At 73.6% G+C, this 5,683-nt stretch carries 4 protein-coding genes; all 4 read left to right on the top strand.

Translation table 11 applies throughout. The annotated features are described in order from the left end of the window. Positions 1-140 precede the first annotated feature (140 nt). The 4 genes from ACWGH4_RS29980 to hutH all read left to right on the top strand — a co-directional run bounded on the left by ACWGH4_RS29980 (position 141) and on the right by hutH (position 5,672). Entirely contained in the window at positions 141-1,352 is a 1,212-nt protein-coding gene (locus tag ACWGH4_RS29980; protein WP_053556990.1) for an adenylate/guanylate cyclase domain-containing protein, read from the top strand. A 636-nt stretch (positions 1,353-1,988) separates the two neighbouring features. Further along, positions 1,989-2,789, top strand: a complete 801-nt coding sequence (locus ACWGH4_RS29985; RefSeq protein ID WP_441263872.1) for an enoyl-CoA hydratase-related protein — start codon at positions 1,989-1,991, stop codon at positions 2,787-2,789. Between the two features lie 83 nt (positions 2,790-2,872). After that, a complete protein-coding gene (locus ACWGH4_RS29990) occupies positions 2,873-4,039 on the top strand; it encodes a diguanylate cyclase domain-containing protein (protein ID WP_453466446.1) in 1,167 nt (388 codons plus the stop codon). Between the two features lie 85 nt (positions 4,040-4,124). Beyond that, positions 4,125-5,672 carry a histidine ammonia-lyase gene (hutH, locus tag ACWGH4_RS29995; protein ID WP_453466448.1) on the top strand — a complete coding sequence of 516 codons (1,548 nt, stop codon included), beginning with the start codon at positions 4,125-4,127 and terminating at the stop codon, positions 5,670-5,672. The last annotated feature ends 11 nt before the right edge of the window (positions 5,673-5,683 follow it).

Here is a 5,683-nt window from a genome sequence, read left to right on the forward strand (position 1 = left end):
GCCACCGCACCGTCCCCGGCCGCCGTGGACGAACCTCCTCGGCCGCCGGGACGTGAGCTGGGGCACACCTGCCGTATCGTTGAGGCGATCGCGCGACAGATCGGCAGGGCATTGCGCAGGGAACGGGCAGGAGGCGGCTGGTGACCGTCGACGACACCACTTCCGGCGCGGGCGCGCAGCCGCCGTCGGACGGCTCTTCCGGCGCGTCCGCCTCGTCATCGGGGTCCTCGGGATCCGGGTCCGGGTCCTCCGGGTCGGTGCACCCGAAGCCCCACCACGAGGTCGACCACACGGCGGAGCCGTCGGACGACCCGCTGGCCATACGGCTGGAACAGCTGATCCTCGGCGCCGAGCGCCGCTACACCGCCTTCCAGGCGGCCCGCACCGCCGGCGTCTCCATGGAGCTCGCCGCCCGCTTCTGGCGGGCCATGGGCTTCGCCGACATCGGACAGGCCAAGGCCCTCACCGAGGCGGACGTGCTGGCCCTTCGCCGGCTCGCCGGCCTGGTCGAGGCCGGCCTGCTCAGCGAACCCATGGCGGTCCAGGTCGCCCGCTCCACCGGCCAGACCACCGCGCGGCTGGCCGACTGGCAGATCGACTCCTTCCTCGAAGGGCTCACCGAGCCGCCCGAGCCCGGCATGACCCGCACCGAAGTGACCTATCCGCTGGTCGAGCTGCTGCTGCCCGAACTCGAGGAATTCCTCGTCTACGTGTGGCGACGGCAGCTGGCGGCGGCGACCGGCCGTGTCGTGCAGGCCGCGGACGACGAGGAGATGGTCGACCGCCGTCTCGCCGTCGGCTTCGCCGACCTGGTCGGTTTCACGCGGCTGACCCGCCGCCTGGAGGAGGAGGAACTCGGCGAGCTCGTCGAATCCTTCGAGACCACGTGCGCGGACCTGGTCGCCGCCCACAGCGGCCGGCTCATCAAGACCCTCGGCGACGAGGTGCTGTACGCCGCGGACGACGCCGGCACGGCCGCCGAGATCGCCCTGCGGCTCATCGAGACGATGACGGACGACGAGTCGATGCCGGCGCTGCGGGTCGGCATCGCCTTCGGCACGGTCACCACACGCATGGGTGACGTCTTCGGCACGACGGTGAATCTGGCGAGCCGGCTGACGTCGATAGCTCCGAAGGACGCCGTACTGGTCGACGGGGCGTTCGCGGAGGAAGTGATCAGGACGGGGGACGCGCCGGCCTCGGAGGCGGAGGCGGCGGAGGAAGCGGTCAAGGCGGAGAAGGAGGGGCGCGAGGTCCCCACGTACCGCTTCGCGCTCCAGCCGATGTGGCAGCGGCCGGTGCGAGGTCTCGGCGTGGTGGAGCCGTGGCTCCTCTCGCGTCGCCCGTCCTGACGCCGCGGTCGCGTCGTCTCCGGTCGGCTTTCCCCACCCCGCCCTTTCCCGTAACCGGGTCAGGCCCCGGACCCCGCACCGCGCTCCGCGCGGCGTTTCGGGGGCCCTGCCCCCGCACCCCCGCGCCTCGATCGCCGGCGGGGCTTGAAATGCCCCAGCAGGCGGGCTGGTTTCGTGGAGCGATGTCCAGCCCGCCCGGACCCCGCGCATCAATCGCCGGCGAGGCTTGCAAGGCTCCCGCCGGGAGGCTGACTCGCGAAGCGATGTCCAGCCAGGCCCGGGCCCCCGCGGTCGATCGCCGGCGGGGCTTGAAATGCCCCAGCAGGCGGGCTGGTTTCGCGACGCGAAGTCAAGCCCGCCCAGGGGCACCTTCCGCGGGCCGCCAGGCGTAGGGGGTGGAGCCCCGTGACAGCGCGCGGAGCGAGGGCCGGGGCCGCGGGGACGCCCTCACGCGGCGGAGCGGCGGATCCGTACAGCGGGACGGGGGGTTCCGCGGCGACCAGGGCGCAGAGGGCGGGTGTGGTGCGGGTTCCGGGTGGAGCCCGGCTGGGGGAGGGGCGGGGTGGGGAAAGGGCCCCGCGGAGCGGAGGCGGGCCTATGATCCCGGTGAACCATCGTTAACCGGGAGGGTGCCCCATGTCCGAGTCCGAGCAGCGGTTCGGCGAGTTCGTCGTCGTGCGCAGGCATGAGCAGGGCCACGTCGCCGAGCTCGTCCTCGACCGCCCCAAGGCCATGAACGCGGTCTCCACCGAGATGGCCCGTTCCATCGGTGAAGCCTGTGACGCGCTCGCGGCGGACCGGGACGTGCGGGTGACCGTGGTCTCGTCGAGCAGTGAGCGCGCCTTCTGCGTGGGCGCCGACCTGAAGGAGCGCAACTCCTTCTCCGACGCCGAGTTGGTGCGGCAGCGGCCCACCGCCCGGCGCGCGTACACCGGTGTGCTGGAGCTCCCGATGCCGACCGTCGCGGCCGTGCACGGCTTCGCGCTCGGCGGTGGCTTCGAGCTGGCGCTGTCCTGCGATGTGATCGTCGCCGACGCGACCGCGGTCGTGGGGCTCCCCGAGGTATCCGTGGGTGTCATCCCCGGCGGTGGCGGTACGCAGCTGCTGCCCCGCAGGGTGGGGGCCGCCCGCGCCGCCGAGCTCGTCTTCACGGCGCGGCGCGTGGAGGCGGCGGAGGCGCGGGAGTTGGGGCTCGTCGACGTCCTCGCCGAGGACGCCCGCCCCGAGGCGCTCGCGCTCGCCGCCCGTATCGCGGTGAACTCCCCGGTCGGGCTGCGCAACGCGAAGAAGGCCATGCGGCTCGGGCAGGGGCTCGATCTGCGCGCCGGGCTCGAGGTCGAGGACGCGGCGTGGCGGGCCACCGCGTTCTCAGGGGACCGTGCGGAGGGCGTCGCGGCCTTCAACGAGAAGCGGAAGCCGCAGTGGCCGGGGGAGTGAGCGGGGGACCGGTTTCGCGGCCGGTCCACTTCCCGGGTCAGCAGATCTGATCAAATCGGTGGAAACCTCCCTAAGCTGGGTGGATGGCGGTGGATGGGCGGTTGCGAGCCGTGGTGGCGCTGGCGCAGGCGATGGCCGCGGCGACGACCCCGCGCGAGTCCTGGCGGGCGGCGGCCCTCGGCGCCTGCGGTGCGCTCTCCGGGTCGTTCGCCGCCCTGTCCGTGTGGGAGCGCGAGCGCGGGCGGCTGAGGGTGCTCGTGAACGCGGGTGAACGCGCGCCGGACGAGGAGGAGTTCCCGGAGTCCGAGACCTATCCGGTGAACCGTTTCCCCGAGATCACCGAGTTTCTGCACGAACGCTGGGCGGGCGGGGGGAAACCGGACGCTTGGGTGGAGACCGCCCAGGGTCCCGCGACGCCCGGGCACGGCTACTGCCACCAGAGGGTGGCGGCGCTGCGCCGGCGCGGCCGGGGCTGCTGCGTCGTCGCGCCGATCGTGCTGCACGGCAGGGCATGGGGCGAGCTGTACGTGGCCAGGCCGGAAGCGGCGCCCTTGTTCGACAGGGAGGACGCCGATTTCGCGACCGTCCTGGCGTCGGTCGTGGCCGCGGGCATCGCGCAGACCGAGCGGCTGGAGGAGGTCCGCAGGCTCGCGTTCACCGATCCGCTCACGGGCCTCGCCAATCGTCGCGCCGTCGACACCCGGCTCGACGAGGCGCTCGAGCGGCACCGGGCGGACGGTTCCGTGGTCAGCCTGGTGGTGTGCGACGTCAACGGGCTCAAGCAGGTGAACGACACCCAGGGGCACGCGGTCGGCGACCGGCTGCTGGAACGGTTCGGCTCCGTCCTGTCCCTGTGCGGGGCGATGCTGCCGGGAACTCTGGCGGCCCGGCTCGGCGGGGACGAGTTCTGCCTGGTCACGCTGGGCCCGAGCGCCGACGAGGTGGTCGGCGTCTCCGAGGATCTGTGCGTACGGGCGAAGGAACTGGAGCTCGGCGAGGGCGTCGCGTGCGGCGTCGCGTCGACCGGTGACCCGATCGGGGAGGTGCCGTCGGCCCGGCGGCTCTTCCGGCTGGCGGACGCGGCGCAGTACCGGGCCAAGGCCGCGCGCTCCCCGAAGCCGGTGGTGGCCGGACGGGACGGCACGGTGATGCGGCTGGCGGACTCCCCGCCCCGGTCGGCGCAGGACCGACGTCGCTTCCGGGACGCCCGCCCGGAAGCGGAGGAGGACGAGCCGTGGAGCGAGCCCTGACGGCCGCGCGCCGTGACCAGCTTGTAAGGGGCCGGACCGCGTACCGGTGGTGACAGGTTTGGATTCAATCCGTACGCTGCTGAATATGGATATGCAAACAGTCGTGGTGGGGACGTCCGGTACCACCGCCGATGACGTCATCGCCGTGGCCCGCCACGGCGCCCGGATCGAGCTCTCCGCCGAGGCCGTCGCCGCCCTCGCCGCGGCCCGCGGGATCGTGGACGCGCTGGCCGCCAAGCCCGAGCCCGTCTACGGCGTCTCCACCGGATTCGGCGCCCTCGCCACCCGTCACATCAGCCCCGAGCTCCGTGCCCAGTTGCAGCGCAACATCGTGCGCTCCCACGCCGCGGGCATGGGCCCGCGCGTCGAGCGTGAGGTCGTGCGCGCGCTGATGTTCCTGCGCCTGAAGACCGTGTGCTCCGGCCGCACCGGCGTCCGCCCCGAGGTGGCGCAGACGATGGCCGACGTGCTGAACGCCGGCATCACGCCCGTCGTCCACGAGTACGGCTCCCTCGGCTGCTCCGGCGACCTCGCGCCGCTGTCCCACTGCGCCCTGGCCCTCATGGGCGAAGGCGACGCGGAGGGCCCCGACGGCTCCGTGCGCCCCGCGGGCGAGCTGCTCGCGGAACACGGCATCGCGCCCGTCGAGCTCCGCGAGAAGGAGGGCCTCGCCCTCCTCAACGGCACCGACGGCATGCTCGGCATGCTCGTCATGGCGCTCGCCGACCTCGACCGCCTCTACAAGTCGGCCGACATCACCGCCGCCCTGACGCTCGAGGCGCTGCTCGGCACCGAGAAGGTCCTCGCCCCCGAGCTGCACGCCATCCGCCCCCACCCGGGCCAGGGCGCCGCCGCCGCCAACATGCTCGCCGTCCTCGAGGGCTCCGGCCTCACCGGCCACTTCCAGGAGGAAGAAGCGCCCCGCGTCCAGGACGCGTACTCGGTGCGCTGCGCCCCGCAGGTCGCCGGCGCCGGCCGGGACACCATGGCCCACGCTCGCCTGGTCGCCGACCGCGAGCTCGCCTCCGCCGTCGACAACCCGGTCGTGCTCCCCGACGGCCGCGTCGAGTCCAACGGAAACTTCCACGGCGCGCCCGTCGCCTACGTCCTGGACTTCCTCGCCATCGCCGCCGCCGACCTCGGCTCCATCGCGGAGCGCCGCACCGACCGGCTCCTCGACAAGAACCGCAGCCACGGGCTGCCGCCGTTCCTCGCCGACGACGCCGGGGTCGACTCGGGCCTGATGATCGCCCAGTACACGCAGGCAGCGCTGGTCAGCGAGCTCAAGCGGCTCGCCGTCCCCGCCTCCGCCGACTCCATCCCGTCCTCCGCCATGCAGGAGGACCACGTCTCCATGGGCTGGTCGGCCGCCCGCAAGCTGCGCACCGCCGTGGACAACCTGACCCGCGTCATCGCCGTCGAGCTGTATGCGGCGACCCGCGCCATAGAGCTGCGCCGCCACCTCACCCCGGCCCCGGCCTCGCGCGCCGCCATCGAGGCGCTGCGTGCGGCGGGCGTCGAGGGCCCCGGCCCGGACCGGTTCCTCGCTCCGGACCTGGCCGCGGCGGACACGTTCGTACGGGACGGACAGCTCGTCGCCGCCGTGGAGAAGGTGACCGGGCCGCTCGCCTGACCCCACGCGAC

Source organism: Streptomyces sp. NPDC054847, assembly GCF_053610925.1.

What these genes read in the sequence shown, in the direction of transcription:
- ACWGH4_RS29985 (WP_441263872.1), top strand. Translation starts at nt 1,989, where the DNA reads ATGTCCGAGTCCGAGCAGCGGTTCGGCGAGTTCGTCGTCGTGCGCAGG.
- ACWGH4_RS29990 (WP_453466446.1), top strand. Translation starts at nt 2,873, where the DNA reads ATGGCGGTGGATGGGCGGTTGCGAGCCGTGGTGGCGCTGGCGCAGGCG.
- hutH (WP_453466448.1), top strand. Translation starts at nt 4,125, where the DNA reads ATGGATATGCAAACAGTCGTGGTGGGGACGTCCGGTACCACCGCCGAT.